Source organism: Pelagovum sp. HNIBRBA483 (assembly GCF_040931995.1).
GTDB lineage: Bacteria > Pseudomonadota > Alphaproteobacteria > Rhodobacterales > Rhodobacteraceae > JAEPMR01.
In genome coordinates this window covers 691,291-717,138 of record NZ_CP162412.1, presented here as the reverse complement: position 1 = coordinate 717,138, position 25,848 = coordinate 691,291, and the positions used below count along the sequence as shown (strand labels likewise).

Genomic DNA, 25,848 nt, shown 5'->3' with positions numbered 1-25,848 from the left:
CGCTACTTCCGCCCAAACAGCCGCTTCAGCCGCGAGCGTCGTTCCGCGACGCCCGCATTCACTTCATCCATCCGGTCCCCCGCGCGCTCAAAGAGCGGGTCCAGCGTCCGCTCGCGGAACTGCATCCACGCCGCTCGTATGAACAACGCCGCAATACCCGCGAAGATGAAGAAGAAGATATTGAACCACGGAATGATCCGGACATCGGGGCTATCGATGGCCCGCAGCCCCACCGCATTTGGATAGATCGACAGGAACCTGTTCCGCCAGCCGTAATGGGTCACGACCACCCATTGCTCCTGCCCCGCCGCCGAAATCAGCGCCGATGCCTCGGCCTGCAAATCCGCGCTATCGAACTTGAAATAGGGCGGCCAAATCCAGCCGGTATCCTCGTTGCGATACACCATCACGCCACGGCTCTCACGCGGGAAAAAGCCAAGGAACCACGTCTTTTGCTTTTCGGTATTGATCAGCCGCAGATCGCGCGTCACTTGCTCGGTATTGCCACTGTCGGCCTGCGCATAAAAAATCCGGTTGAAGCCGGAAAAATCCTGCCGGATCACTTCCGTCGAGGTCACGCGCACCACATCATGCTGCGGCAACCAGTAATGCAGCCCCGCGCCAATAATCAAAAACGGCAACAATCGCAAAAAGAACTTCACATAGCGCATCAGCGTCTCAATTCGTGTTGGTCACAATCAGGATGCCCGTCACCACAAGCACCGGAATGACATAAACAAGCCAGATCAGCTTCTTGCGCAGCCCTGTCTCGTAGTCGGCCATCCCGTTGACGATATAGGTATCCCGCGCGCCTTTCGCACCCCCGTTTGGGTGCTCTTCGTCAAAAGCATCCTCCAACGCCTCCCGCCGCACCGATCGCGAATAGAGCGACACCGACCAGTAAACCACCGTCAGCACCACGGCGAGGATAACCACCAACCTGATAAAACCCATCACATCACCACGTTTCGCTTGTCCATTTCCCCGGCAATTGCGCCGTGCTGAGGATCATGATCGGCAGCCATACAATTGCCGATAGCATGCCCCTCTTTGCAAAATGCCACAGCGTCGGCCACAGGCCCACCTCTGCCAGCATCTCACCCACCGGCGCGCCACCCATCATGTATAGCACGGCAAACAGCATCCCCGATAGGGCAAGGCACAGTACAAATGCCGTCACACCCAGCCAGATCAGCGGCCGCGCCCCTTCAGGAAACACCCCCGCCAGCAAACGTGGAACAACCCAGCCGATCACCGCCATCAACCCAACCGGCAGGATCAGGCTCGTCAGCACGCCTAGCCCTCCGCGGCCTCTGGCGCTTCCTCGTCACCCAGCGCCATGTCGGTGTCAGCCGCGTCAGCGTCGTCCTCGTCCGGCCCATAGATCAGCGCGGGGTCGACCTGTCGCGCAGGTATCTCGCCGCCGCGATTGGCAACTTCCTCGCCCTCTATCTCCACCGAGTCCTCATAGGAGCGCAGCACCACTTTGGTGCCCAACTCGATCTTGTCATAGAGGTGGATCACATCCTGATTGAACATGCGGATACAGCCCGCCGAGCTGCTATTGCCGATAGAGGCAATGTCATTCGTCCCGTGGATACGGAACATCGTGTCATGCCCGTTATGATAAAGGTAGAGCGCCCGCGCGCCGAGCGGGTTGGTCAACCCGCCTTCAACGCCGCCGCGAAATGGCTCATAAACCTCCGGCTCCGTGCGCAGCATGTTGGCGGTCGGCGTCCAACTCGGCCACTCCGCCTTGCGCCGGATCACGGTGTCAAAGGTCATCGCCTTGCCCTGCCGCCCCACGGCAATCGGGTAGCGCCACGCCATGCCGCCTTCAATCACATAATAAAGCAGCTTCGCATGGCGATCGACTTCGATCGTGCCCACCGGCTCGTCGCCATCATATTGCACCAAAGCGCGGCGGTTCACCCCTTGCAGATATTGCGGCGGGATCGGCGGAAGCGAATACGCGCCATCCTCAATCGGTCCATATCCATCCACATAGCCGTAAAGAACCGGCTGTTCTTCCACGAATTCGAGCGTCTCAGGCTCGGTCGCAACACAGGCCGTCAAGGAAAACAAAGCGCCCGTAACAAACGCCCAGCGCCACCATGCCATCACCATCTTCGAGTCCGTTCTTTTTAGATCGTCGTTTTGATACCAACTTGATCAAAAAGAGCAAATCTCTAAGCCTGACCTCGCGCAAAGGTGACATTACCGCCACAATCACACGCCCTGCGCGGGCAATACACCCGCGCAGGCCCGCCAGCCCTTAGCCGACGACGTTGAACTCCGGCCCATAGGGGTAGCCGGTGATATTTTCGTTGCCATCCTGGGTGATGATCAGGATGTCATGCTCGCGATAGCCACCCGCACCCGGTTGACCGTCGGCAATGGTCAGCATCGGCTCCATCGAGATCACCATCCCCGGCTCCAGCACCGTGTCGATATCCTCGCGCAGTTCCAGCCCCGCTTCACGGCCATAGTAGTGGCTCAGCACGCCAAAGGAATGCCCGTAGCCAAAGGTACGGTATTGCAGCAGGTCACGCTCGGCAAAGAAGTCGTTGATCTTCGCGGTGATCTCCGAACAAGACGCTCCCGGCTTCAGCAGGCTCATGCCGTATTCATGCGCGCCCACGTTGGCTTCCCAGATCTTAAGGCTGGCATCATCCACTTCGCGCACGAACATCGTCCGCTCCAGCGCCGTGTAATAGCCCGAGATCATCGGGAAGGTGTTGAGGCTCAGAATATCACCCACTTCCAATTGCCGCGCGGTAACGGGGTTATGCGCGCCATCGGTATTGATACCCGACTGGAACCAGACCCATGTGTCACGGTACTCGGCATCGGGGTAACGCTTGGCAATCTCCAGCTCCATCGCGTCACGGCCCGCCATCGCAATGTCGATCTCGCGAGCACCGGCTTTCACCGCCTCGCGGATCGCGTAGCCGCCCACATCGGCAGTGGCCGCCCCAGCGCGGATGATTTCCAGTTCAGCGGCGGATTTGTGCATCCGCTGCACCATCGTCATCGGCGCCACATCCACGCGGGATTTCGGCGTAAGGAAGTGATCCAGCTTCTCGCTCTGCAACAGGCTCATGTGATCGCCCTCGTAGCCGATCACACGGCCCGTGCCGGTCACGCTCAGGATCGCACGCCAGTAATTGTCGCGCTGCCAGTCGGTATAGGTGATGTTGTCGCCATGACAGCGCCGCCACGGTTGCGCCGCGTCAATGCCAGCGCTGATCGTCACGCTTTCGCTCTCGGTAACGACGAGGCCATAGGGGCGGCCAAACGCACAGTAAAGGAAGCCGGAATAATAGGCGATGTTGTGCATCGAGGTGAAAACACATGCCTCCACGCCAGCCTCAGCCATGCGCGCGCGCAGGCCCTTCAGGCGGGCATCATATTCGGATGCGGCAAACGACAGAATGCGGTCGCCTTGGTGAAAACGGTAAAACTGCGGACGTTCCATTGGTTCAGACCTCACTTTTTGCGGGGTCTTTGCGGCACCTGCGCGAGACCCCCGAAAGGTCCCGGCGTTCAGGACGACAGCAGCCCAATCGGGCCGCAAGCAACGGGAGTTTCCCTGTGGCGACGCCATCGCCACGCGCTTATCGCCCGATTAGGGCCAATCGCGGATTCTGGCAAGTGTTTTGATGCGCGCATCATGCTGCGCAGGCTCAAATAAAAAAGGCGCCCGCAGCCCCGCCGCAAGCGCCTTTCCGTCATTCTCCGGCCTGATCAGGCGGCCGTCAGCCCGCGTTGCATGTCCCAGCGGCGGATCAGCCAGATCACGGGGATGGAAACAACCACCGCCCAAACCTTGCCCATCACCTGACCGGTGAGGAAATCGAGGCTCCCAAAGGCCAGCCACAGGAACAGCACGCTGTCCACCACAAGGCCCACAAAGCTCGACGCCACGACAGCCGTGATCAGCCCGCGCTTTTGCAGCGGGGTAAACACCGCAAGGTCCGCACTTTCCGCAAACAGGAACGCCACGACAGACGCCACCACCAGCGCCGGCGCCGCCACAAAGCCGGACAGCGCCGCACCGACGACAATCGCGCCCAGCGCCCATTTCACGCCCAAGCGCCGCTGCACCAGATCACGCAGCACCAGCGCAAAGCCTACAGCCAGCACACCGCTCGGCGCGGTAATTCCCGGCCAAACGGGGATCACGCACGGCCCGTCAGGAAAGCAAACAGTACCGACATTGCCGATCATCCAGTTCGCCAGCGGAATGGTCAGCGCGAAAAGCGCCAGATAAATGAACCCTTCGGTCCGTTGCATGGTTCCGGTGTTCATCAGCTTATCCTCTTCCACGGTAGGTCGGGACGCCCTGCTCGGGGATCCATACGTCTTTCGGCTCCGGCCCGGTCTGCCAGAACACATCAATCGGGATGCCGCCGCGCGGATACCAGTAGCCGCCGATCCGCAGCCACTCAGGCTCCAGAAGGTCCGCCAATCGCCGCCCGATCGACACCGTGCAATCCTCGTGGAACGCACCATGATTGCGGAAGGACGTCAGATAGAGCTTCAGCGATTTGCTCTCCACCAGCCATTTGCCGGGGAGGTAATCGATCACCAAATGGGCAAAATCGGGCTGGCCCGTCATCGGGCAGAGCGAGGTAAATTCAGGTGCGGTAAAGCGCACCGCAAAGCGGGTATCCGCCTGCGGGTTCGGTACTTTTTCGAGCACCGCCTCTTCGGGGCTCTTGGGGGTTTCGGTCATCTGGCCCAGCTGGGTCAGGCCCGAATAGATATCTTCTTTCGACATCGGGATGTCCTCTTTTCGAGGCCCCCGGCCGCGCAGCCAGTGCTGGCGCAGGAGGTTTCCTGCGCTTTGGTCCCTTGTTTTGTCCGGGTAGGCTGCGACCGGAGGCTTTACGCCATGCGCCGCGCTCTAGACGATTAGCCCTCGCCTGAAAAGGGATTTCTCAAATCTCGATGCCTCAATACATCAAAGCATCGCACTGGCTCTTGCCTAAAACCCGCTTGATAGGCAGTTTGCCGCGATTAGATCGCTCAGAGGCAGTTCCGGCATCCACAATGACAACCACCTTGATCGTCTTGGCACATCCTGACCCGCGCTCCTTCAATGGCGCATGGGCCGAGGCCACCCGCAAAGCCTGCCTCGCGCAGGGCGATACCGTGCTGTTCTCCGATCTGGTCGCGCAAGGCTTCAATCCCGTCGAACGCGCCAGCAACTACCCCAATCCCGCGCCCGACACTCCCTTCGACCCGCTCAAGGCACAAGAAGCCGCCGCCGCAGAAGGCACATTGCCCGATGACGTCGCGCAAGAGATCGAAAAGATACGCCGCGCGGACCGCATCGTCTTTCATTTCCCGCTTTGGTGGTTCGCTCCGCCCGCTATTTTGAAAGGCTGGTTTGATCGCGCCCTCGCACATGGCGCGTTGCACACGGTGGACGAACGCTTCGACACCGGCCAGTTCCGTGGCAAAAAGGCGCTTTTCTGCGTCACCACCGGCTCCAAAGAAGAAGAGAGCGTTTTCAATGGCAAGGAAGGCGACGTCCAACTCCTGCTCTGGCCCGCAGCATATACGCTCAGGTACCTCGGTTTTTCCGTCGCAGTTCCCAAGGTCGTACACGGGGTCCACGGCTACCACCAAGGCGCGCGGCAAACCGCCCTTCAGGACCGTCTATCAGAGGTGCTTGCCGCGCAATCCGAGGTGATGGCCACTTTCGACCAACGCCCTCTGATGCCGTTCAACGCCGATGATGATTTCGATGCCAACGGCCAATTGAAAACAGACCAGCCCAGCCACACGCCCTTCATCCGGCATTCAAACTAGACGCGCGGCGTCCGGCCGTGGGCGGGCGCTCTGCCCTCCAAGGTCAGCACTTTATCCCCCCACGCCCTCCACCGTCTATCCCCGCGACCACATCGCAAAAGCGTCCGCCCAACGGGGCGGTCGGACGCTGCGCGGCAGCACATCCACTAACAGGTGCAAATCAGAGGCTTCCTCGCAAAGCGCAGCGTCCGGCCGCGGGTGGGCGCTCTACCCTGAAAGGTCCGCACTTTATCCCCCCACCCCCCTCCGCCATCTATCCCCGCGACTCGGCACCCAAAGCGTCCGCCCGAGCGGGCGGTCGGACGCTGCGCGGCGGCCTGCGGCCTTGTCCCGCGCGAAATCCCCGCCTATCCTTACCGCATGAAATGGCGGGAACTCTCCGAACGGCAGATCCGCAAAGCACAGGCCGAGGGCCAGCTCGACAACCTGCGCGGCGCGGGCAAGCCGCTACAATCTGACGGCGCATCCAGCTCCGCCGATGCTGTCGGCTTCCGCATCATGGCCGAAGCAGGCGCGCTCCCGCAGGAAATCTCCCTCAAAAAGGAATGCGACGCAAAGCGCGCCGAGCTTGCCGCCCTCACTGATCCCGCCGCCCGCAAGGAGGCGATGGCCGCGCTGGCCACCCTCGAAATGCGCTACGCGATGGCGGTCGAGGCGCGGCGCAAATATTTCGGTTCCGACTAGCCACCGTGACGTTGCCGAAACGTTCGGCAAGCGGCAAAAATCATGCATTTCGATATGCATAGGATGTGCATGGGATGTGCATCAGTTGTGCATCAATGTTACTTGGCCTCCTCCGAAATCATGGCGAAGTATTAACGTCCAACAGGTGACAAGCGCCGCCTGAGCCGACATGTTGGTTAACACCGCACTTCAAAGGGACCAGCGCACCGCAAAATGCAAAATCTCATCACAGATGTCGCAGGGATTCGCGTCGGCAACGCGAGCGACCCGAAGCTGAAATCCGGCGTCACCGTGCTGATGCCCGAGCGCCCCGCCGTTGCAGGTGTCAGCGTCATGGGCGGCGCACCCGGAACGCGGGAAACCGATCTCCTCGCCCCCGATAAAACCGTTGAAAAGATTGACGCTTTGGTGCTTTCCGGCGGCTCCGCCTTCGGCCTCGCAGCCGCTGACGGGGTGTCTGACATGTTGCGCAAGCAAGGCGTCGGCGTGCCCGTAGGCCCAGTGCGCGTGCCCATCGTTCCCGCTGCGATCCTCTTCGATCTCCTGAATGGCGGCACAAAGGATTGGGGCGAAAACCCCTATCCCGCGCTCGGCCGCGCCGCGATGAAAAATTTGGGGAAAAATTTTGAATTGGGCACGCATGGTGCCGGAACCGGCGCCACAACCGCTAATCTGAAGGGTGGCCTCGGCTCCGCCTCCGAATCGCTCCCCTCCGGCCATACCATAGGCGCCCTCGTCGCCGTCAACGCCGTCGGCTCCGCAACCATCGGGGACGGCCCGCATTTCTGGGCGCATCCCTTTGAAAAGGAAGCCGAATTGGGCGGCCTTGGTGGCCCTGAATCCTACCCCTCCGGCCCGCCCCGCACTAAGTTGGACGCCCCGAAAAACACCACAATCGCGATCATCGCCACCGATGCCACGCTCACGCAGGCCCAATGCACCCGCCTCGCCACCGCCGCCCAAGACGGCATCGCCCGCGCCCTCCTCCCCGCCCACACGCCAGCGGATGGCGACCTCGTTTTCGCTCTTTCCACGGGTTCAAAAAAGATCACCGACGCAGACCTCCTGATGCTCGGGCATCACGCATCTCTCTGTTTATCAAGGGCAATTTCGCGCGGTGTCTTTTCAGCCACCACAGCCGAGGGCGACGTCCTGCCAACATGGAAAACCCGTTTCACCGCGCCCTAACGCACCTGCCGCCTCTGCCACCGGCCCTCGACCAACCACGCCGCCAGCAGCGCCAAACCAGCCAGAAGCAGCGTCAACCATCCCGGTAGAAGCGGCCAAAGCCTCATATCGACAACACGATGGGCCTCACGCGGAACAATTCCCATCCAACCACGCCCCGCCGCGACCCGTCCCTCACGCACCGTTCGAATGTCCGGCAGGCCGTCTTGCAAGCGATAAACACCGCCCCCGCTTCTCGCAGCCAAGGGGCTCAAAACTTCCGCAGTCGAGAGTGTTTCTTCAAACTCTCTCGGTGCCGCCGGTCCAACTGCTATGACCGTTTCCTCGCTCCCGTCGCTGAGGCGATAGAGCCCTTCCTGCTGCGCCTCGAAAAGCGCTTCAAATCTCCCAAAACTCTGTTCAGAAAGCATAATAGTGGCTTCCTCGCCATCTGGTTCGGTGACGATCACTGGGTCGGCTGTATCCGCGAGCGTGCGGCGAATGATGCGCATTGTCTTGCCATTTATTTCCGCCCGAAGCGCCTCTTCCTCAAGCTCTGGCTCCTTCATCAGCCAATGCGCCACACCGCGCAATAAGCCCGACTGTGGCCCGCCGCCAGCATAGCCCCGATCCCACAGCCACGCCTGATCCGATGCGAGCAGCGCAACCCGCCCCTGCCCAGCGTCGTCGAGCATCAACAAAGGTGCGCCATCAACCCCATCCAAAACGACCCGCGCCGTGTCGCGGGCAGTCACCTCGATCTGCCTCAGCCAAGGCCCCCAATCAGGCGTCTCCGCATCAGCGCCCTGCAAACCGCTTGTCACAGGGTGACGAGCGCCGGTTTCCGTCAACAATGGCAACACCTCGCTCTCGATAACACGGGCTGTCGGCACGCCTGGCAGGATGCCCTCCAACGGCGATCTGAACACACTATCCGCGCCCGCATAATCGGGCCCCGCCGCAACAAGGAGCGCTCCGCCGCGTTCAACATAGCGGCGAATATTTTCAAAATATTCCGAAGGAAGTAGCCCGCGCCTTTTGTACCGATCCAGAATAATCAGGTCGAATTCTTCAATCTTTTCAACGAACAACTCTCGCGTTGGGAAGGCAATCAGTGACAGTTCAGTAACCGGTGTTCCATCCTGCTTTCCAGGCGGTCGCAAAATGGTGAAATGCACCAGATCAACCGCACTGTCCGATTTCAGCAGGTTCCGCCATGTCCGCTCTCCAGGGTGGGGAACTCCGCTGACCAACAAGACGCGCAGTCGATCACGCACCCCGTTGATCTGGATAATGGCGGTGTTGTTCCGGTCCGTCAGCTCGCCTTCAAGAGAGGGAACGTCGAATTGCAGGACGTTCGTTCCGGGATGGGTGAGGCTTACAGGAACTTCGATATCCTGATTTACTGGAATGTCGAAATTCATCGGCGATGCACCATCGACCGATACCCGAAGGGGCACCGTCCGAGCCTCTATTCCCTCTGCTTCGGGGCCAAGATCATTGACTCTGAGAACCATTCGAAATGGTTCCCCCAATATGGCGTAAGCAGGTGCGTTTTCTATCGTCAGTATGCGATCGAACTCAGTATCGTTCCCTGAAAGAAGCACATGAACCGGCGCTGGCACCGCCCCTAAATCATCCTCAGAATCATGGACTTGCCCATCCGTCACAAGAAAAATGCCCGCCACTCGGGCACTCTGTTCGACGGCGAGCGTATCCCGCAATGGTCCGAGCAACTTTGTGCCCCCATTGGCTTCAGCGTCACTAAGCTCGACAACCTGCAATTCCGAATTGCCGAGCCTTTCGACCTCGCTACGGAGATGTTCCACTGCGGCATCAGTCTGCGACGAACGGTCACTAAGCGTTTGGCTAGAACTCCGGTCAACCAGCGCAAGGACGATATCAGGAAGCGGCTCTCTCTCTTCGACTTTGTAGGACGGGTTTGCCAGCGCCGCGAGCAGGACAAAGCCCGACACCGAACGCAAGAGAGCCCCGCCCAACCCCCTCCATTGCGCGAAGATACCCACGAGAACAAACAAACACGCCAAAACGATAATGACGCCCCAAGGCAGCAATGGTGCAAATACGAGATCGCTCATCACTCCCCCAATCTGTCGAGAAGCGCAGGCACATGCACCTGATCCGCTTTGTAATTACCGGTTAAAACATGCATCACGACATTCACGCCGAACCGGAAGGCTAGCTCCCTTTGACGCGCACCGGCCTGCCCGCGTCCTACCGGATAAATCGGAAAGGCCGCCGCATCCAATGCCCATGCACGCGCCCAATCATTTCCGCCAATAATCACAGGGGTGACGCCATCATTGGGATCTCTGAACGGGCCGTCCACCCCGGCTGTATTCTCCGTTGGGTCGCCCCGCAGAACTTCCACCCATACTTCGCCGTTATGTCGCCCCGGAAATTCCTGCAAAAGATAAAACGCACGCGAAAGTACATGATCCTCTGCTATTGGCTCCAAGGGTGGTATCTCAAGCCCAATCGCAATGGCCTGCAGTTTATTCCCCTCAGGCGTTCCAACACCAAAATTTGCGATATCCCCGTCGCCCGTATCGAACAGGATCATCCCTCCAGAATTCAGATATCTGTTCAACTTCTCATAACCATTGCGCGAAGGGACGCTTTGGCCATTGGTGATCGGCCAGTACAGGAGCGGGTAAAAGGCCAATTCGTCCGCTTCTGGATCAACCCCCACTGGCGCGGCTGGTTCAACGGCTGTTCTCTGCGTCAAAACTGTCGAGAGGCCCTGCAAACCCTCTTGCGAGACGCGGTCAACCTCTGCATTGCCAGTCAACACATAAGCTAAAGTTACCTCCGCTGCGGAGCGCAGGTGTTGCGGATCGGTCGCCTGCGCATAGACCCGCTCCCCCAGTGGCAAACCAACAGTCATCGCCAACAAGACAGGCAACAAGCGCCGCGCTAATCCGCCCAACCTTCCAGAAATGACCAACGTGGCTAAGAAATCGGCAAAAACAGCACCGATAGCCATCAGGAACAACCAAGGCGCGATCGGAAATGGAGTCGGTTCCGCTGAATTCAGCTGAACAACCCAATCTGGCCACTGCATTGGCACTAATGAACCAGTCCCATCCGCTACATTTACTGCAAAGCGGCCAGCAACCCCTTCGTATATTCCTGGCTGCACCCGCGACCCGATCCTGTCAGATGCCAAGTCCGCGCCACTCACTGGCAGAGCCGTATCCACTATCCGTACCCGCCCAAACCCATCAAGCGCATCTTGCAAACGCCATTGGCTCTCCGCATCTGGCTTTTGTTTTTCCCCACCCTGACCACTCCCAACGGCCAGGCGTTGAAGCATGTCAACGAATAGCCCCGAAAGGGGTAAATTGGACCACTCCGCATTGGCCGTCACATGGAAAAGAACAATTTGCCCCGAACCTTCAAACTTACGGGTCACAAGCGGCGTACCGTCATCAAGCGCCGCAAGCACTCTTCGGCTCAGGTCAGGGTCCGGCTGGGCCACCACTTGCGTCGTGATTTCAATATCTTCAGGCACTTGCAAGCCGAAGAACGGGCTCTCACTTTCAAACGGGGCCAAGGTCTTCGGTGCGCCCCAACTCATCACTCCGCCAATGCTTCGCCCGCCAGTTCGCAACCTTACTGGTAAGAGAGGTTCCAGCGTCGGCATTGATGGATCACGAGCAGCCAGCCGCGGTCCGGCAAAACGGATCAGCGTTCCTCCATCGCGCACCCAATCCAGCAGTTGCTCTGCGTCCGCACCGGAAATATCCGCCACATCCGCCAACAAGATCGCATCCATCCCCGCAGGCAGCACCTCCGCCAGAGGTCGCTCAAAGAGGTCTGCGCTGGGTCTTAAAGCTTCGCGCAAGTAGTGGAGCGGCGACAAAAGATCCGCACCTTCCCGCGATGCGCCACCAGCAACGAGCGCTACTTTCGGGCGACGTAGCCGATCTCCAACCAGAAATACAGCACCGGCAGAGGGGAGAGCGGCACTCTCTACGCGGGTGACGCGGTTCCTTATTTCCGTGGGCAAAGGAATGTCGACCTCGGCAAAAACGTCACCTGCCTCGAAGGTGATCGTGGCCTCTGAAAGCGACCGTTCGCGGCCAGCCGGATCAAGCCCGATCACCCGCAAATCACGCGACATCGCCACTTCTGATCGCCGCACTTGCGCAGCCACACGGAGGTTTCCATCGTTAACCGTCACTGATTCTATCAGGAACGTGGAATCAGGCTGTGCAAACACGCGAACGGCGCCCTCCCCCTTTCGCAGATCAAGAATCTGGGAGCGCCACTCCCCTGCCAGACCATCGGCAATCCAAACTGTCTCACTCGGTTCCTTCAGCTGGGACAACCATTCAATATGATCTACCTCCCCACCCAGCCACGGTTCTGGCGACATGGCCTCCAGCACCGCCCGAGCGTCGTTCCAATCGCTCCAAACCAAAGTATCCGGCGGCGCACTCGTGGCAACAATGGCTATTTCTCGCCCTTCTTGCCCCGCACGGGCGATTTCAGCCTCCGCCAAGGAAACCCGCTCGGCCCACTCAGGAGCCGCGGCCCAGCTGTTATCAATCAAAAGCAACAAGGGCGCGGTTTGACGTTCGCCGGTTCCGTTTGGCGCGTAAGTAGGACCAGCCGCACCAAGAATAACTAATGCGACTGCGATACAGCGCAGCACCAAAAGCCAGATCGGTGTCCGTTCCGTTTGGCTCTCCTTGTCACCCAGCCCGAGAAGGAGAGAAACCGCCGGAAATCTCTGCCGCAGCGGTGAAGGCGGTACCGCTTTCAACAAGACCCAGAGGACCGGCAGCGCAAGCAAGCCGGTTAGCAACAATGGCGTCTCGAAAGTCAGTCCAGCGATCACGCCTGCCCCTCTACCGCATTTCTCAACCAAACAAGCCCTTCGGTTGCGGCCCGATCTGTCACATGCTGCCCAAATATCCAGCCGCGGCTGCGGGCAAGGTCGCGCAATGCAGCCTCTCGTTTGGCAAATCGTGCTCGGTACCCTTCTCTTAGACCCGCCGCACGATCTGTTTCATGCCAAATGGTCCCACCCATGCTTTCAAATATTGTGCGTCCCTCGAAAGGGAACTCACGTTCATGTGGGTCCACGATCTGAAACAGGATACCGCGGCGACCGCGAGCCGCCAGTGAACCAACCGAAGATTCTATGGCCTCAATATCACCCAAAAAATCCGAAATCATGATGACGCCAGCGGAATCGAAAGCGACTGAAGGAGGCACACCGTAATCACATTCAGGACTCTCTAGGATCGCCGCGGTCAAGCGAGCTATCTGGCTGGCACCGCGCATCGGCGGCACATTGCGCGGACCCACAATTCCCGCCCGTTCGCCCCCACGAAGCAAAATAATCGCTACTGCGAGGCCCAAAACAGCCGCGCGCTCCGCTTTCTCAACTCCCGCCGAGCCGAACCGCATCGAATGCGCCTGATCCACCCATAGCACGACATTGCGGGCGACCTGCCATTCGCGCTCCTGAACAAAGGTTTGATCGCCACGCGCTGAACGGCGCCAATCAATCCGTCGCGCATCATCCAGCGGACCCGCATTACGATATTGCCAAAACGTATCCCCAATACCGGATCGCCTACGTCCATGAGCACCCAAAAGCACCGTTTCGGCCAAACGCTCGGCTTGCAGAAGCACTGGCGGCACCTTCGCCGCCGCAACTTCTGCCGCCGCTCGAACAGCATCGCGCGTCTTTGCACGGGGCAGGTTCACGCGGCGGCCTCTTCCGCGAGGATGCGCGAAACGGTTTCGGCTATCATGCCCTCGATCGTCGCGCCTTCCGCGCGTGCAGCGTAGCTGATCGCCATCCGGTGGCGCAAAACAGGGACCGCCAGCGCCACCACATCATCTGCCGACGGCGCGTAGCTGCCGCGTAAGAGAGCCCTCGCCTTCGCCATCAACAAGAGCGCTTGCGCCGCGCGTGGCCCCGGCCCCCAGACGATATTTCTGACCACTTCGCCGTTCACCTCTGCACCAGGGCGGCAATTGCGCACCAAGTCGAGGATCAACTCAACAACGCTTTCACCAACTGGAACGCGACGCACGAGTTCCTGCGCCCGCAGCAAACTTTCCGCGCCAAACACGGGTTTCGCTGCACCTTCTTCAACGCCAGTCGTCGCGAGGATAATATCGCGCTCTGTTTCCCGATCCGGATAAGCGACGTCAATTTGCACCAAGAAACGGTCCAGTTGCGCTTCGGGAAGCGGGTATGTCCCCTCCTGCTCAATCGGGTTCTGGGTGGCCAAAACGTGAAATGGCTTTCCCATCACTTTCCGTTGGCCCGCAACAGAAACCTCCCGTTCCTGCATCGCCTGAAGAAGTGCAGATTGGGTCCGCGGGCTGGCCCGATTGATCTCGTCCGCCATCAGCAACTGACAAAAAACCGGCCCTTCAACAAACCGGAAATGACGAGTGCCATCGTCAGCTGTTTCAAGCACCTCGGCACCAATAATATCCGAAGGCATAAGGTCCGGCGTAAACTGTACACGATTTGCATGCAGCCCCATAACGGTCCCAAGTGTTTCGACAAGGCGTGTCTTCCCAAGCCCCGGCAAACCAACAAGAAGCGCGTGTCCGCCGGCGAGCATCGCTCCCAAAGCCAGCTCAACGACCGCCTCCTGCCCAATGAAACGTCCCGCAATACTATCCCGCGCAGCACGAAGCTGCTTGCTCAGATTTTCGACCTCGCCCATGATTGCGTCGCTCTCTGCCATGACTTCTCCTTGCATGAACACTATGTCCGCAGGAGAACAGATAACTTTTGAAAGCCCAATGGCAAAATTTACGAACGGACCAATGACTGTGAAACCAAGTGCAGACAGTATCGCAAGCTCAGCCCGCGCAGCCGCGAGGAAGGGCCCGCCCCCTGTTGAAAAGTGGAATCCCCCGTTCTGCGGTGATCTCGATATGCGTATCGCCCGCGACGGGACTTGGTTCTATCTGGGTACACCGATTGGACGGCATGAGTTGGTCAAACTGTTCTCCGGCATCATCCGCAAAGACGGAGACGACTACTTTCTTGTAACACCCGTTGAAAAGGTCGGCATCAAGGTCGACGATGCCCCGTTTGTGGCTGTCGACTTCAACCAAACCGACGCGGGCCTCGCCTTTGTCACTAATGTTGACGATGAAGTGCTGGCCGGGCCGGACCACCCCATTCGTGTGGAACGAGACCCTGAAACAGGTGAGCCGTCGCCCTATATTCGCATCAGGCGAAATCTCGATGCATTGATTGATCGGAAGAGTTTTTACAGACTCGTCGATATCGGTGTAATTGCCGACCACGAGGGCGAAGCATGGTTCGGCATTCGCTCGGCGGGGTGTTTCTTTCCCATCATTCCCGCAAACGATCTACTTTAAGCATGCCCCGCTTTTGTGCCAACCTGACATTGCTGTTCAACGAAGTCCCCCTGACTGAAAGGTTCGGTCGCGCACGTCAGGCTGGCTTTGAGGGTGTGGAAGTGCTCTTCCCCGGCGCGCTCGGCCCGTTGCAAATCTCCGAGCAGTTGAAAGCCGCGAATTTATCCCTCGCGCTCTTCAACTGTCCAGTCGATCCTCCCGATCCAGATTTTTTTGGCAGCGCCGCCAATCCTGACCGCGTCAATGAGTTCAAGCGCGAATTAGAAAGAACGTTAGAGTTTGCAAAGGTCCTTCGACCCGATTTCGTCCATATCATGGCGGGCCGAACCAGCGCACCGAACTGGCGTGCCGTGTTTTGCGAAAACCTAAAATACGCAACGCGCCAAGCCCCTTGGCAGGCTTTCACGATAGAGCCCATAAACACGGCAGATATCCCGCGCTACGCACTGTCGGATTTTAACGAAGCGCTTTCAATCCTCGACGAGGTCGACGCTCCAAACCTATTCTTACAGTTCGACACCTATCACGCATACAAAATCACGGGCGATATCTACAGCGCATGGGGCAAAGTTGCGTCACGCGCGGCACATATCCAAATCGGCGGAATTCCCGATCGCCACGAACCAACCAATGATGGCTTCAACTATGGGAGCTTCTTCGACGGTCTGAACCGTGTCGGTTTCAAAGGCTGGGTAAGCGGGGAATATCACCCAAAAGGGCAGACCGAAGACGGATTGTCATGGCTCCCGCCGCTCTGACTCCAGCACATCACGCGGGATCGAGGCAAATTCGCGGCTCCACAACAGCCAGACAACAACGGCAATCGCTATCAAAAGAGGCACCGGCCCCATAAGCCACGCCAGTGTTCCCAGCGCGAAATACATCGATTGCAAACCACGATTATAGTTAACTGCGGCCCGGATATTGAGTTCCGCGGCCTGACGGGCGCGAGGACGTGCAAGCGGGTGCTCCGGATCATTGGGAACAGATCCCATCACGACCGAGCAATAACCAAAAACCCGATGCGCCCAGACAAATTTCAGAAAGGCGTTAGTGAGGAACAAAGCAACGAACATCAATTTCAACTGCCAAACAAACGCTGGCGCAGCCGACGACGTGAATTCCTCCGCAACACCGCGTAGCGGTGCTGTGTTCCCGACCAAGGCAAGCACACCACCAATCGCTAGAATACAGGTCGAGGCAAAAAAGGAGGTGCCTTGGCGTAAACTTGCGACAAGGGTCGCATCGAATATGCGATTGTCGCGGGTCACGAACTCCGACATCCAGTCGCGCCGATATTCCGCCATCAAAGAAGTTACCGACTTTCGGCCTTTTGCCGGATGCTCAATGCGCCAACTGATTCCCAGCCAAGAAAACAAAAGAAGCGATACCGCAATAGCGTCGAAGGCTGACATCAGGGCGAGATGGTCAAGTAGCGTCATAGATTTCCTATATCCGTAAGGGCACACTTGCCATATGCAAAAATTGGTTATATTTTTTTACCAATCGGAGGTATCGCTATGGAAATGCCGGAGCCAAATGGCGCTGTAATCGCAAAAAAGGGCCTGATCGTTGAGAGATTGAGCGCCGTACTGCCTGCTGGCGCGGTTATCTCGGACGAATCAGAAACCCGCGCCTATGAGTGCGACGGCCTCAGCGCGTACCGCTGCCCCCCTCTTTGCGCGACACTTCCGCAATCAACAGAGGAAGTGTCTGCGATCTTACGGATTTGTCACGAGGAGGGTGTACCCGTCGTGCCACGCGGATCGGGCACCTCGCTCGCTGGCGGCGCCCTCCCGACTGCTGATGCCGTCATTCTTGGCGTCGCACGGCTCAACGAGGTATTGGAAACTGACTACGACAACCGGTTCATTCGCGTTCAATCCGGCCGCACCAATCTTTCAGTGACTGGCGCGGTCGAGACAGACGGTTACTTCTATGCGCCAGACCCCTCCTCGCAGCTCGCATGCGCCATTTCCGGCAATATCGCGATGAACTCAGGCGGCGCGCACTGCCTGAAGTACGGAGTTACCACGAACAACCTTCTGGGTGTCACGATGGTGATGATGGACGGCACAATCACAGAAATCGGCGGCGCTCACATGGACGCAGGCGGGCTTGATCTGTTGGGTGTCATCTGCGGATCCGAGGGGCAGCTCGGCGTGGTGACAGAGGCCACCCTTCGCATTCTCCCCAAGCCGGAAGGCGCCCGGCCAATCCTGATGGGCTTTGACAGCAACGAAGTCGCCGGCGCGTGCGTGAGCGACATCATCAAGGCGGGTGTATTGCCCGTTGCAATCGAATTCATGGATCGCCCCTGCATCGAAGCCTGCGAAGCGTTTGCTAAGGCCGGATATCCGATGTGCGAGGCGCTTTTGATCATCGAGGTTGAGGGATCTGCCGCCGAAATTGAGGAACAGCTGGCAAAAATTACAGCGATTGCGGAAGCTCATAACCCTGTGGAGCTGCGCGAAGCGCGCGATGCCGACGAAGCAGCGCGGATATGGCTAGGCCGGAAGTCCGCATTTGGAGCAATGGGGCAAATCAACGACTACATGTGCCTTGACGGCACGATCCCAGTATCCGAGCTTCCGTTCGTTCTGCGCCGCATCGGTGAAATGAGCCGCGAGTTCGGGCTTGATGTGGCCAACGTGTTCCACGCGGGTGACGGCAATATGCATCCACTGATCCTCTACAATGCTAACAAGCCAGGCGACCTTGAAACTTGCGAAGCCTTTGGCGCCGAAATCCTGAAGCTTTGTGTCGAGGTGGGCGGTTGTTTGACTGGTGAACATGGAGTTGGCATCGAGAAACGTGACCTCATGCTGACACAGTACACGCCAGACGATCTCGCGGCACAAATGGCCGTCAAGGACGTCTTTGATCCGGCGTGGCTTCTCAATCCCGCAAAAGTTTTCCCACTAGGCGCCAGCGCCTCTCATCGCCAATCTCAAGCCGCATGATGCCCCTGGCAAGAAAGGGGCGCTGACGTGCTCACACCCAAATCAGAGCAGGAGCTTGCTGAGCTGGTCGCGACAACGCAACGACCGTTGCATATTCAAGGTGGCGGCACCCGCCCTATTGGCCGCGTTACCGGAGCCTGCACCGTGGTAAAAACCACCGGCTTGTCGGGTATCTCCCTTTACGAACCGGGTGCGTTGACCATCGTCGCTCAAGCCGGAACACCGATTGCCGAAATCAAGGCAGCACTGTCGGAGCATAATCAGCGCCTTCCCTTCGAGCCGCCAGACTACCGCGCACTCCTCAGCACGGAAGGCACACCAACAATTGGCTCCATCGCAGCCATGAACCTTTCCGGTCCTCGCCGCGTGCAGGTGGGTGCCGCGCGGGATTACATGCTGGGTGTTCGATTCGTTGACGGGGCTGGAAAAGTGCTGAAAAACGGCGGACGCGTGATGAAAAATGTCACCGGCTATGATCTTGTGAAGCTCTTGGCTGGTAGTTACGGAACATTGGGAATCCTGACCGAAGTTGCAATGAAAGTTCTCCCAAATGTTGAGAAGTCCGCAACTTTGGCGCTTTCAGGGTTGGACCAAGCGCAAGCGGTAAAAGCGATGGCACGCGCGCTCGGCTCTCCTTTCGAAGTGAGCGGCGTGGCCCATGACACCAGCAGCACGCGCACCCTTTTCCGCCTTGAAGGTTTTAATGCTTCGGTGGATTACCGAAGCAGCAAGCTGGCAGAGATATTGAAGGATTTTGGCGCGATAGAAATAGTCGAAAACGCCGAAACTCTTTGGAGCGATATCCGTGATGTGAAAGCTTTTGCCGGAGAACCCGGCGATATTTGGCGCATCTCGACAAAAGCCACCGACGCTCCGTCTCTTCTTGAACGCGCGGCCCCGTTAGCGAGCGTGCTTGATTGGGGCGGCGGCTTGATTTGGCTGCGTATGCCAGAAGGAACAGATCTGCGCGCCCGCCTCGGTGCGTTCCAGGGTCACGCTACGTTGATCCGCGCCTCGATTGAAACCAAAACCCGCATCTCGACCTTTCACCCTGAAGCCCCACCGCTTGCCAAAATCGCCACGGGGCTGAGGCAGAAGTTCGATCCACGCGGCATCCTGAACCCTGGATTGATGGGCTAGCCATGCAAACGAATTTCACCGCAGAACAGCTCAAAGATCCAGGCATCCAACGGGCCAACGAAATACTCCGCGCTTGCGTGCATTGCGGATTTTGCACCGCGACCTGCCCTACCTACCAAGTCCTTGGAGACGAACTGGATAGCCCCCGCGGCCGAATCTACCTGATCAAGGATATGCTGGAAAACAGCCGCATACCCGATGAGAAAACCGTCAAGCATATTGATCGCTGCTTGTCCTGCCTTGCTTGCATGAGCACCTGCCCGTCAGGCGTGCATTACATGCATCTGATCGACGAAGCCCGCGCTTATATCGAGCGTCACTACGACCGCCCTTGGTCGGACCGGGCGCTCCGCTGGGTTTTGGCGCGCATACTCCCCTATCCAATGCGATTCCGCATTGCGCTTCTCGGCGCGAAAATTGGTCGCCCATTCCGTAAGTTGATTCCGGACGCACGGCTGCGGGCGATGCTTGAAATGGCCCCCAAGACCATCCCACCCGTAAGCCGCAATGACGATCCACAATGTTTTGCGCCAGAAACGCCGCGCCGGAAACGCGTGGCACTCATGACCGGGTGCGCCCAGCGCGCGCTGAACACCGACATCAATGACGCGACCATCCGTCTCCTCCGCCGCCTTGGCTGTGAAGTGGTGATAGCCGAAGGCGCAGGATGCTGTGGTGCACTGACCCACCACATGGGCCGCGAAGAAGAAAGCCATAAGACGGCAGCCAAAAACATACGCGCATGGGCCTCTGAAATGGATGGCGAAGGGCTTGATGCGATCGTCATAAACACATCGGGCTGCGGCACCACGGTCAAAGACTACGGCCACATGTTCCGTAACGATCCGCTTGCGGCCGATGCCGCGCGGGTGAGCGCCATCGCAAAGGACATTTCTGAGGTCATTACTGATCTTGACCTACCTCAGACCACCGTTCCCGACCTGACAGTTGCCTATCACGCTGCGTGCTCCCTTCAGCATGGCCAGCAAATCAAAACCTACCCAAAACTCTTGTTGAAAGAAGCTGGCTTTACGGTTCTTGAGCCAGCCGATCCACATCTATGCTGCGGCTCCGCTGGTACATATAACCTCATGCAGCCGGAAATTTCAGGCAAGCTAAAGGCGCGCAAAGTGCAGACTCTGGAGGCTCTATCGCCTGATATCATCGCCGCGGGGAATATTGGGTGCATGATGCAAATCGGTGCCGCGACCGGCGTGCCTGTAGTCCACACGGTTGAACTTCTGGACTGGGCAACGGGTGGTCCCAAGCCGCGCGCGCTGGAAACCTCACATCGATCCCCGTCTCCGATCAAACCAGAGGTTCCAATCCTGCGCTAACCCGCTAAGTTGCATCCAATCCAGCCCTAAACTGGCGAGCAGGAACACATTACTATGCGCGTTGCGGCATTCTTTCTCGCGGCACTATGCCTGCTCTTAGGTGGCAGTCCTGACGCAAGTAGTGCGCAGACATTAGATGGTGCCAATACGACAGAAATCGGCTCCAGCTGGAAGGCGGTCGGACGTTTGGACGTTAGCGATCAGGGCTTTTGTACTGCTGCGATCATTGACATCGACCTCGTGATCACTGCGGCTCATTGCGTCATAGATCACCACACAGATGCTCCCGTTTCGGTGAGCAGACTGACTTTTCGAGCGGGGCTGCGGCGGGGCATCGCCGCTGTTACGCGGCAGGCCCGGAGCATCACCATACACCCCGCTTTTGACTACTTCTCCGACGAGCCAACGGATCGTTCGGCACATGATCTCGCCCTGATCCAGCTCGCACAACCGATCCGCCTACCGGATATCGAGCCGTTTGCCACTACGGTCGCCAGCTTGACCGCCGCGAACGTTACCCTTGTATCTTACGACAAGGATCATGCCGACAGCCCTATCCTGCAAGAGGGGTGTCGCTTTGTCGGTGTCGCAAATGAAATGCTTGTGACTGACTGCGAGGCCGATTTCGGCACGTCCGGCGCCCCTGTGTTCCAGCAGGTCGGATCGCATCTGGCGATTGTCTCGGTCGTCTCCGCAATGGGCGAGCTGGATGACGGGCGGCGGGTAACGCTCGGACCGGACATTGCCGCAACCCTGCCCGCCGTGATCGCCGCATCACGCGCAGGGACCGGCGCGCTGGGTCGCAATCCCCCGCCTCAAGTGCGCGTAATCACCCCTGGCGAACGCACGGACACCGGCGCGAAATTCATTCGTCCCTGACCCTCTTGAAAAGCCTTTCACCCTTTCCAATATCTTTAAGAGAGGCGCCAAATTGGGCCTCGATCACCGCCTGTCCCTTCGGGAAGGCATAAAAATAGGTATCGCTCAAAGGAGGATTCCCATGCGCAGCTTTGATCTCGCACCCCTGTATCGCGCCACAGTTGGCTACGATCAGATCGCCGACCTTATGGATCGCGTCCTGACAAAAGACGTAAGCCAGCCCAGCTACCCCCCCTACAACATCGAAAAAACCTCCGAGGATGCATGGCGTATTTCGCTCGCAGTCGCGGGTTTCTCCGATGAGGATCTCACCATTGAGGTCCGCGAGAACGCACTTCTCATTTCAGGTCGCAAATCTGACGAGGAAGAGCGCACATATTTGCATCGCGGCATCGCTACGCGCGCCTTCGAGCGTCGTTTCCAACTAGCCGATCATGTTCGTGTCTCTGGCGCGGTGCATGAGAACGGCATGCTGCACATTGATTTGGTCAAAGAAGTGCCCGAGGCGCTTAAACCGCGCCGCATCGAGATTTCGAAATCATCCAGAAACAGCGACATCCTTGAAGGTAAGCCTGTAAACTAGCGTCGCAATGCGTCCGCTGATGTGCCTTCTTCTCTCCCTCCCTAAACCGGATGGCGCTCGTTGGACGAATTGTCGCCGCCGGCAGCGGTCCGATAGGCATCGGGCCGCTGCTCGATACCTTCATAAAGCCGCGAAGCAACCAGCTTGATGATGTAGAACCCGAATGACGGATCTTGGTAATAAACCCTGAGGAAGTCATTTTCATTCATCGTCAGGATACGACAGGGGCCTTTGCATTTGGCAGAAAGCGTCCGCACCTTTTGCTCGGTGAAGAACGCAATTTCACCAAACAATTCGCCAGGCTTCAGGGTCTTCCCTAGCTCGACAAGCTCGATCTCCCCCGCATCCAAAACATAAATACGGTCGGGCGGATCCCCTTTGCGGAAAACGTAGCTGCCGTCGTCAAAATCCACGGCTTTCAGCAGGGGGCGCAGCCCTTCTAAATTTCCATCCTGATGGGAAACGTCACGCACCTTCCGGCGCATTTTTAGGATCTGTACCAGCCGCGTAACATTCAGTGGCAGCAAGGCAAGATGCAGCACCAATGTCGGTAGGATGGATTCCTCGTAGCTGAAGTAGACAAACGAAATATTCGCGAGGATTGCCACCACCCGCAGCGGCAACATCGTTTTCATCGAGTAGGCTGCAAAAGTGAACGCGACCGCAGCCCAACCGACCATTTCAATCCAAAAGGTCATGGTAGGCTCCGATCAGACATTTCGAATATCCTCTGCCTAATTAATGTGCTTCCGCCCAATTGGCGCCGACGCCGCTATCGGCCTCTAAGCGGACATCCAGCCTGACAGCCGGGTCTGCTGCGCTCTCCATCACGTCGCGCGCACGCGCGATCAGGTCATCCACGCAGCCTTCATCAACCTCGAAGATCAATTCGTCATGCACCTGCAATAGCATCTTTGCAGGCAAATCCGAAATGGCCGCATCCATACGGATCATGGCCCGCCGGATCACATCAGCAGCCGTTCCCTGAATTGGTGCGTTGATCGCTGCGCGTTTCGCAAATCCTGCACCCGGGCCTTTTGCGTTGATCTCTGGCGTATGGATTTTACGCCCAAACAGGGTTTCAACGAAGCCGTGTTCTTTGGCGAAGGCGACGGTATCGTCCATGTAAGCACGAATACCGGGGAAACGTTCAAAGTAACGATCAATAAAGCCCTGCGCCTCAGCTCTCGGAATCCGCAAATTACGCGCCAAACCAAAACCAGAAATACCGTAGATCACGCCGAAATTGATTGCTTTCGCCTGCCTGCGAATATCTGATGTCATCTCCGCAAGAGGCACATCAAACATCTCGCTGGCCGTCAGCGCGTGAATATCCTGCCCGTCACGGAAGGCCTGTTTGAGCGTATCAATCCCTGCCACATGCGCCAGAATACGCAATTCGATCTGGCTGTAATCGAGGCTGACAATCCGCTTACCCTCTTCTGCGACAAAGGCCTCGCGAATACGCCGACCATCCTCGGATCGTATAGGAATGTTTTGCAGATTGGGATCCGTCGAGGCCAACCGCCCCGTATTCGCGCCAGAAATCACATAGGACGTATGCACCCGCCCCGTGGCAGGGTTTATGTGATCCTGTAATGCGTCGGTGTAGGTGGATTTCAGCTTGGACAATTGCCTCCAGTCGAGCACCAGCCCAGGCAATTCATGTTCGGTCGCCAGATCCTCCAAGACATCCGCGCCTGTTCCATAAGCACCTGTCTTACCTTTCTTGCCACCAGGCAGGCCAAGCTCATCGAACAGGATTTCACCAAGCTGCTTGGGTGAACCTACATTGAATGGCCTTCCTGCTTTTTCCTGTATTTCAGCCTCCAACCCCGCCATCTTCTGGGCGAATGAATTGGACATCCGGCTCAACGTGTCGCGCTCGACTTTGATCCCCGCCATCTCCATCCGCGCCAAGACCGGCACCAGTGGACGTTCCATCGTCTCGTAGACGGTCGTGACCTTGTTCCGGTGCAGCTGTGGCTTGAGATGCTGCCATAGGCGGAGCGTAATATCGGCATCTTCAGCCGCGTATTTTACAGCATCATCAACTGGTACCCGATCAAACGTGATAGCGCTCTTTCCTGTTCCGAGAAGGGATTTAATCTCGATCGGCTTGTGGCCAAGGTAGCGCTCGCTCAACAGGTCCATCCCATGCCCGTGAAGCCCCGCATTCATGGCGTAGGAAATGAGCATCGTGTCATCAATTGGCGCGACGGTCACATCGTAGCGGGCAAAAATCTTGGCATCATATTTCATATTCTGCCCGATTTTCAGGATCGCTTGATCCTCCAGAACTGGACGAAGCAACGTCAAGCAATCTTCCAGCCCCATTTGCCCATCGGCCAAGGCATCCGAGCCGAAGAGGTCGTCTCCGCGCGCCTCCTTATGCGTCAATGGGATGTAACACGCCTGCCCAGCCTCGACACAAAGGCTAATCCCGACGAGATCGGCCCGCATCTCGTCAAGGCCCGTTGTCTCCGTATCGACGGCAACATAGCCGCGATCGATGATCTTGGTGATCCATTGTTTGAGTTGCGCTTCTGTACGCACACATTCATAGGCGTCCGTATCAAAGGGCAGTTCAGCGATGCTCGGCACCGCATCGACAGGATCAGCCCCTTCCGGCGTCGTGTCCAGAATCACCGGAGCCTCAACACCAAGCTTTTCGGACACGCGCTTTGTTATCGTGCGGAATTCCATTTCGGCCAGAAAGCCAAGCAGTGCGTCTGGATCCGGATCACGCACTTCCAATTCTTCGAGTGTAAAATCGAGCACCATATCGCAATCAAGCTGGACCAATTTCTTCGACAGTTCGATCTGCGCGCGGTTCTCGATCAAAGTCTGCCGCCGCTTCGGCTGTTTGATCTCCTCGGCGCGGTCTAGCAACGTCTCCAGGTCGCCAAACTCATTGATCAAGAGCGCCGCGGTTTTGATCCCGATACCCGGCGCACCGGGGACGTTGTCAACGCTGTCGCCCGCCAACGCCTGCACGTCCACAACACGTTCCGGCGCCACCCCAAACTTTTCAAAAACACCTTCGCGGTCAATCCGGCGGTTCTTCATCGGATCAAGCATTTCGACGCCGTCACCGACGAGCTGCATCAAATCCTTGTCCGAAGAAACAATGGTCACGCGCCCGCCCGCTTCGCGCGCACGGCAGGCGAGCGTCCCGATGATGTCGTCCGCCTCAAAGCCTTCAAGCTCTTTGCAAGCGATATTGAATGCTTCCGTCGCCCTCCGCGTCAGCGGCATTTGCGGGCGCAGGTCTTCGGGCATCTCGTCCCGATTGGCTTTGTAGAGATCATAAAGATCGTTACGGAATGTGTGGCTGCCCTTATCGAAAATCACTGCAACATGTGTTGCGGCATCGGGCCCGTTATTCGACTCGACATAGCGTTGCAGCATGTTGACGAAGCCGCTCACCGCACCAACGGGCAACCCGTCTGATTTGCGCGTCAGCGGCGGCAGCGCGTGGTAGGCTCTGAAGATAAAAGCCGATCCGTCGATCAGGTGCAAATGGCATCCCTTGCCGAAGCCCGTCATGGCAACTCCCGTTCCTGCGTTTACTCATGGTTTGGCACGAACGGGGATCAGCTTCCAGTGTGGAATGCGAAAGCGGCTTAGTCGGCGTCGTCTGCCGCTTCACCGTGAACGAAACGCGCATCGCAATATGGGCACTCTACCCAACCACGATCATGCGGAATCGAGAGCCACACGCGCGGATGCCCCAATGCGCCCTCGCCGCCATCGCAAGCGATGCGCCACTGATCGACAATTTTGGTTTCTGGCACCGGATGGGTCATTGCGTCGCCTTCATTTGGTTGCCGCGGACAACCGCCCGCTTTACATCGGGAGCATACTACTGATCCCAACGCCG

Annotated in this window: 25 protein-coding genes; 10 read left to right on the top strand and 15 right to left on the bottom strand. The window is 58.0% G+C overall.

The features are described from left to right. Positions 1-2 precede the first annotated feature (2 nt). From AB1E42_RS03670 to queF, 7 genes are all read right to left on the bottom strand, one after another. Complete coding sequence (locus AB1E42_RS03670; RefSeq protein ID WP_368345649.1) at positions 3-671, bottom strand: DUF1523 family protein; 669 nt, start codon at positions 669-671, stop codon at positions 3-5. A 7-nt stretch (positions 672-678) separates the two neighbouring features. Further along, positions 679-954, bottom strand: coding sequence for a hypothetical protein (locus AB1E42_RS03665; protein ID WP_368345648.1), 276 nt, complete (start codon positions 952-954; stop codon positions 679-681). A gap of 4 nt (positions 955-958) precedes the next feature. After that, positions 959-1,294 (bottom strand): hypothetical protein, encoded by a 336-nt coding sequence (locus AB1E42_RS03660; protein WP_368345647.1) that lies wholly within the window; start codon positions 1,292-1,294, stop codon positions 959-961. A 2-nt stretch (positions 1,295-1,296) separates the two neighbouring features. Then, positions 1,297-2,121 carry a L,D-transpeptidase gene (locus AB1E42_RS03655; RefSeq protein WP_368345646.1) on the bottom strand — a complete coding sequence of 275 codons (825 nt, stop codon included), beginning with the start codon at positions 2,119-2,121 and terminating at the stop codon, positions 1,297-1,299. A gap of 154 nt (positions 2,122-2,275) precedes the next feature. Beyond that, positions 2,276-3,478, bottom strand: a complete 1,203-nt coding sequence (locus AB1E42_RS03650; protein ID WP_368345645.1) for a M24 family metallopeptidase — start codon at positions 3,476-3,478, stop codon at positions 2,276-2,278. A gap of 269 nt (positions 3,479-3,747) precedes the next feature. Continuing rightward, positions 3,748-4,311, bottom strand: coding sequence for a VUT family protein (locus tag AB1E42_RS03645; protein WP_368345644.1), 564 nt, complete (start codon positions 4,309-4,311; stop codon positions 3,748-3,750). A gap of 4 nt (positions 4,312-4,315) precedes the next feature. Then, a complete protein-coding gene (gene queF / locus AB1E42_RS03640; RefSeq protein ID WP_368345643.1) occupies positions 4,316-4,783 on the bottom strand; it encodes a preQ(1) synthase in 468 nt (155 codons plus the stop codon). 272 nt (positions 4,784-5,055) lie between these two features. Between queF and AB1E42_RS03635 the strand changes: the two genes are divergently transcribed. The 3 genes from AB1E42_RS03635 (at position 5,056) to AB1E42_RS03625 (ending at position 7,692) form a co-directional block, all read left to right on the top strand. After that, the gene (locus AB1E42_RS03635; protein ID WP_368345642.1) at positions 5,056-5,820 is read left to right on the top strand and encodes an NAD(P)H-dependent oxidoreductase; all 765 of its coding nucleotides are present in this window, start codon (positions 5,056-5,058) and stop codon (positions 5,818-5,820) included. Positions 5,821-6,180: 360 nt separating this feature from the next. After that, complete coding sequence (locus tag AB1E42_RS03630) at positions 6,181-6,504, top strand: DUF1992 domain-containing protein (protein WP_368345641.1); 324 nt, start codon at positions 6,181-6,183, stop codon at positions 6,502-6,504. 213 nt (positions 6,505-6,717) lie between these two features. Continuing rightward, on the top strand, positions 6,718-7,692 hold the full coding sequence (locus AB1E42_RS03625; RefSeq protein ID WP_368345640.1) for a P1 family peptidase: 975 nt from the start codon (positions 6,718-6,720) through the stop codon (positions 7,690-7,692). Here the strand turns inward: AB1E42_RS03625 and AB1E42_RS03620 are convergent. Genes AB1E42_RS03620 through AB1E42_RS03605 form a run of 4 tightly spaced genes read right to left on the bottom strand, consistent with a single transcriptional unit; the run spans position 7,689 to position 14,417 of the window. Beyond that, entirely contained in the window at positions 7,689-9,773 is a 2,085-nt protein-coding gene (locus AB1E42_RS03620; RefSeq protein ID WP_368345639.1) for a hypothetical protein, read from the bottom strand. The genes AB1E42_RS03625 and AB1E42_RS03620 overlap by 4 nt on opposite strands. Next, the gene (locus AB1E42_RS03615; protein ID WP_368345638.1) at positions 9,770-12,538 is read right to left on the bottom strand and encodes a DUF4159 domain-containing protein; all 2,769 of its coding nucleotides are present in this window, start codon (positions 12,536-12,538) and stop codon (positions 9,770-9,772) included. The genes AB1E42_RS03620 and AB1E42_RS03615 overlap by 4 nt, the downstream gene beginning before the upstream one ends. After that, positions 12,535-13,416: a DUF58 domain-containing protein gene (locus AB1E42_RS03610; protein ID WP_368345637.1), complete on the bottom strand. Its 882-nt coding sequence runs from the start codon at positions 13,414-13,416 to the stop codon at positions 12,535-12,537. Before AB1E42_RS03610 ends, AB1E42_RS03615 begins: the two co-directional genes overlap by 4 nt. Beyond that, complete coding sequence (locus tag AB1E42_RS03605) at positions 13,413-14,417, bottom strand: AAA family ATPase (protein ID WP_368345636.1); 1,005 nt, start codon at positions 14,415-14,417, stop codon at positions 13,413-13,415. The genes AB1E42_RS03610 and AB1E42_RS03605 overlap by 4 nt, the downstream gene beginning before the upstream one ends. Before the next feature lie 58 nt (positions 14,418-14,475). Here AB1E42_RS03605 and AB1E42_RS03600 point away from each other — a divergent pair, with 58 nt between their 5' ends. Both AB1E42_RS03600 and AB1E42_RS03595 read left to right on the top strand, forming a co-directional pair. Continuing rightward, positions 14,476-15,063, top strand: a complete 588-nt coding sequence (locus AB1E42_RS03600) for a DUF1285 domain-containing protein (RefSeq protein WP_368345635.1) — start codon at positions 14,476-14,478, stop codon at positions 15,061-15,063. 2 nt (positions 15,064-15,065) lie between these two features. After that, positions 15,066-15,821: a hydroxypyruvate isomerase family protein gene (locus tag AB1E42_RS03595; protein WP_368345633.1), complete on the top strand. Its 756-nt coding sequence runs from the start codon at positions 15,066-15,068 to the stop codon at positions 15,819-15,821. On the opposite strand, the gene AB1E42_RS03590 is transcribed toward AB1E42_RS03595, so the two are convergent. Further along, positions 15,801-16,505 carry a DUF599 domain-containing protein gene (locus AB1E42_RS03590; protein WP_368345632.1) on the bottom strand — a complete coding sequence of 235 codons (705 nt, stop codon included), beginning with the start codon at positions 16,503-16,505 and terminating at the stop codon, positions 15,801-15,803. The genes AB1E42_RS03595 and AB1E42_RS03590 overlap by 21 nt on opposite strands. Before the next feature lie 78 nt (positions 16,506-16,583). Here AB1E42_RS03590 and AB1E42_RS03585 point away from each other — a divergent pair, with 78 nt between their 5' ends. The 5 genes from AB1E42_RS03585 to AB1E42_RS03565 all read left to right on the top strand — a co-directional run bounded on the left by AB1E42_RS03585 (position 16,584) and on the right by AB1E42_RS03565 (position 21,965). Beyond that, entirely contained in the window at positions 16,584-18,026 is a 1,443-nt protein-coding gene (locus AB1E42_RS03585) for an FAD-linked oxidase C-terminal domain-containing protein (RefSeq protein WP_368345631.1), read from the top strand. 27 nt (positions 18,027-18,053) lie between these two features. Then, on the top strand, positions 18,054-19,166 hold the full coding sequence (gene glcE / locus AB1E42_RS03580) for a glycolate oxidase subunit GlcE (RefSeq protein ID WP_368345630.1): 1,113 nt from the start codon (positions 18,054-18,056) through the stop codon (positions 19,164-19,166). A 2-nt stretch (positions 19,167-19,168) separates the two neighbouring features. Continuing rightward, on the top strand, positions 19,169-20,503 hold the full coding sequence (glcF, locus tag AB1E42_RS03575) for a glycolate oxidase subunit GlcF (RefSeq protein WP_368345629.1): 1,335 nt from the start codon (positions 19,169-19,171) through the stop codon (positions 20,501-20,503). Positions 20,504-20,557: 54 nt separating this feature from the next. Beyond that, positions 20,558-21,382 (top strand): serine protease, encoded by an 825-nt coding sequence (locus AB1E42_RS03570; RefSeq protein WP_368345628.1) that lies wholly within the window; start codon positions 20,558-20,560, stop codon positions 21,380-21,382. Between the two features lie 121 nt (positions 21,383-21,503). After that, positions 21,504-21,965 carry an Hsp20 family protein gene (locus AB1E42_RS03565; RefSeq protein WP_368345627.1) on the top strand — a complete coding sequence of 154 codons (462 nt, stop codon included), beginning with the start codon at positions 21,504-21,506 and terminating at the stop codon, positions 21,963-21,965. Positions 21,966-22,006: 41 nt separating this feature from the next. Here the strand turns inward: AB1E42_RS03565 and AB1E42_RS03560 are convergent, their stop codons facing one another. From AB1E42_RS03560 to AB1E42_RS03550, 3 genes are all read right to left on the bottom strand, one after another. Further along, positions 22,007-22,663 carry a cyclic nucleotide-binding domain-containing protein gene (locus AB1E42_RS03560; RefSeq protein ID WP_368345626.1) on the bottom strand — a complete coding sequence of 219 codons (657 nt, stop codon included), beginning with the start codon at positions 22,661-22,663 and terminating at the stop codon, positions 22,007-22,009. A 40-nt stretch (positions 22,664-22,703) separates the two neighbouring features. After that, positions 22,704-25,514 (bottom strand): DNA polymerase I, encoded by a 2,811-nt coding sequence (gene polA, locus AB1E42_RS03555; protein ID WP_368345625.1) that lies wholly within the window; start codon positions 25,512-25,514, stop codon positions 22,704-22,706. 77 nt (positions 25,515-25,591) lie between these two features. Then, positions 25,592-25,774, bottom strand: coding sequence for a zinc-finger domain-containing protein (locus tag AB1E42_RS03550; protein ID WP_368345624.1), 183 nt, complete (start codon positions 25,772-25,774; stop codon positions 25,592-25,594). Between the last annotated feature and the right edge of the window lie 74 nt (positions 25,775-25,848).

Coding starts and splice junctions, on each gene's coding strand:
- polA (WP_368345625.1), bottom strand. CDS start 25,514: ATGACGGGCTTCGGCAAGGGATGCCATTTGCACCTGATCGACGGATCG.
- AB1E42_RS03565 (WP_368345627.1), top strand. CDS start 21,504: ATGCGCAGCTTTGATCTCGCACCCCTGTATCGCGCCACAGTTGGCTAC.
- AB1E42_RS03600 (WP_368345635.1), top strand. CDS start 14,476: ATGGCAAAATTTACGAACGGACCAATGACTGTGAAACCAAGTGCAGAC.
- AB1E42_RS03670 (WP_368345649.1), bottom strand. CDS start 671: ATGCGCTATGTGAAGTTCTTTTTGCGATTGTTGCCGTTTTTGATTATT.
- AB1E42_RS03655 (WP_368345646.1), bottom strand. CDS start 2,121: ATGGCATGGTGGCGCTGGGCGTTTGTTACGGGCGCTTTGTTTTCCTTG.
- AB1E42_RS03550 (WP_368345624.1), bottom strand. CDS start 25,774: ATGACCCATCCGGTGCCAGAAACCAAAATTGTCGATCAGTGGCGCATC.
- AB1E42_RS03635 (WP_368345642.1), top strand. CDS start 5,056: ATGACAACCACCTTGATCGTCTTGGCACATCCTGACCCGCGCTCCTTC.
- AB1E42_RS03605 (WP_368345636.1), bottom strand. CDS start 14,417: ATGGCAGAGAGCGACGCAATCATGGGCGAGGTCGAAAATCTGAGCAAG.
- AB1E42_RS03560 (WP_368345626.1), bottom strand. CDS start 22,663: ATGACCTTTTGGATTGAAATGGTCGGTTGGGCTGCGGTCGCGTTCACT.
- AB1E42_RS03630 (WP_368345641.1), top strand. CDS start 6,181: ATGAAATGGCGGGAACTCTCCGAACGGCAGATCCGCAAAGCACAGGCC.
- AB1E42_RS03595 (WP_368345633.1), top strand. CDS start 15,066: ATGCCCCGCTTTTGTGCCAACCTGACATTGCTGTTCAACGAAGTCCCC.
- glcF (WP_368345629.1), top strand. CDS start 19,169: ATGCAAACGAATTTCACCGCAGAACAGCTCAAAGATCCAGGCATCCAA.
- AB1E42_RS03570 (WP_368345628.1), top strand. CDS start 20,558: ATGCGCGTTGCGGCATTCTTTCTCGCGGCACTATGCCTGCTCTTAGGT.
- queF (WP_368345643.1), bottom strand. CDS start 4,783: ATGTCGAAAGAAGATATCTATTCGGGCCTGACCCAGCTGGGCCAGATG.
- AB1E42_RS03645 (WP_368345644.1), bottom strand. CDS start 4,311: ATGAACACCGGAACCATGCAACGGACCGAAGGGTTCATTTATCTGGCG.
- AB1E42_RS03650 (WP_368345645.1), bottom strand. CDS start 3,478: ATGGAACGTCCGCAGTTTTACCGTTTTCACCAAGGCGACCGCATTCTG.
- AB1E42_RS03585 (WP_368345631.1), top strand. CDS start 16,584: ATGGAAATGCCGGAGCCAAATGGCGCTGTAATCGCAAAAAAGGGCCTG.
- AB1E42_RS03590 (WP_368345632.1), bottom strand. CDS start 16,505: ATGACGCTACTTGACCATCTCGCCCTGATGTCAGCCTTCGACGCTATT.
- AB1E42_RS03665 (WP_368345648.1), bottom strand. CDS start 954: ATGGGTTTTATCAGGTTGGTGGTTATCCTCGCCGTGGTGCTGACGGTG.
- AB1E42_RS03625 (WP_368345640.1), top strand. CDS start 6,718: ATGCAAAATCTCATCACAGATGTCGCAGGGATTCGCGTCGGCAACGCG.